This window comes from Luteibacter sp. P4_E6, assembly GCF_056401535.1.
Window position 1 is genome coordinate 1 of sequence record NZ_JBFUJE010000723.1, and the last position, 1,611, is coordinate 1,611.

Consider the following 1,611-nt stretch of genomic DNA (forward strand, 5'->3'; position numbering starts at 1 on the left):
ATCTACATCAACGCGAAGGATCGCAGCCATGACTGAACGAACGCAGGAATACGCAGTCTTGGCGGCCGGCACCTATCAGGATCTCCTGATTGGCGACAGGATCCGTGCGGGAAACGACGACTACGTTGTGTTTGCCTCTGCAGCCAGCCCCATCTCTGGCTTTCGGGCGACTGCTTTTCGCGACGAGTCCAATGGGCGCACGGTACTGGCATATCGGGGAACGGATGCCGCCGACGACTACGTTGTCGACGCCGCGATGTTCTCAGCGAAGGTCAACGTGCAGCAGTGGGAGGCCGATGCCTTTACGAGACATGCCATTGATCTTGCAGAGGACTACGCGGCAGCGAGTCACAAGCCGCTCAATGTGACTGTCAYGGGGCACTCCCTCGGCGGCACGCTCGCCCAGATCAATGCCTCGAAGTATGACCTGCACGGTGAAACATTCAATGCCTATGGCGCGGTAGGTCTTGGGCGAGACATTTATCCTGGCCGCCACGAGATGATAAATCATGCTCGCGCCGGCGACCCTGTCAGCGCTGCAAACCAACACTTTGGCGAAGTTAAGATCTACGCGACTGCCGATGACATCGATCGGATGGCTCATGCGGGCTATGGGTCCGGAAACGCCGGCGCGGTCACCCGATCGATATCGATCCAATCCCACTACATGGACAACTTCATTCCGAAAGCCGGAGAAGCGCCTCTGATCGGCCCTGAGGGGGAGGCTCGCTACAAAGCGAACCAGTCCATGGTCGATCACTATCGGGCCGATGTGATGGGTGCGCGCGAGGTTGCGACGCAGGTGGCAGGCTCACCCGCTCTCGTCGGACCCGCTCTGGCAATAGGGGCCAGCAAGATCTATGCAGAGCAACTTAGGAATGACGGACACGAGCTCATGTCACGCTCGGCTCCCATCGGAAGAGCGGTAGGACAAGCGGGCGCCGAGGTATCCGCCGCCATCGGCGCTGCGGCGAACCACCTCGGGCACGATGTCGCGGTCGGGGCGCGCGCCGTTGGCATAGTTCCGTCTTATGGCGCAGACGCTGCATGGGGCTCACGCACAGGATCGGCCGAACTAGACCGCCTGCTTCACCCACCGAAGCTGAGCGACGTTGCGCACCCCGATAACGCCATGTTCCAACAGGCACTCCAAGGCGTCCACGGCGTCGACGCATCCACGGGACGCAAGCCAGATCAGATGAGCGAGAACCTGGCAGGCGCCCTGACCGTCGAGGCTCGGCGAAACGGCATGAGCCACATCGACCACGTTGTCATGAACGACGATTTCAGCCGCGCCTACGCCATGCAGGGCGAGGCGAGCTCGCCGTTCAAGAAGTTCGCCGAGGTCCCCACAGAGGTCGGCATCGCGACATCCCTCGAACAGAGCAGCCGGGATTGGCAGCAGGCCGCAGCGCAGAACACGGCACAGCAGCCTGACGTCAGCCACGCAATAGCCTCTCCGTCGCAGACAGAGGCGTCTCCCGCACACACACCACATTCCCAGAGCCGCTAGGAGCACATGCGACCCATGATCTCCCTTCGTACCAAGGCCGCACTCGCGGCGCTCTCCTTCACTGCCTACTCCGCTTACGGTGCCGCCATGAACAAGCC

Annotated in this window: 1 protein-coding gene; it reads left to right on the plus strand. The window is 61.6% G+C overall.

The window, feature by feature from the left end; all coding sequences use genetic code 11:
• The first annotated feature begins 28 nt into the window (after nucleotides 1–28).
• Nucleotides 29–1,513, plus strand: a complete 1,485-nt coding sequence (locus AC1DT2_RS22805; RefSeq protein ID WP_477298946.1) for an XVIPCD domain-containing protein — start codon at nucleotides 29–31, stop codon at nucleotides 1,511–1,513.
• Nucleotides 1,514–1,611: the final 98 nt, after the last annotated feature.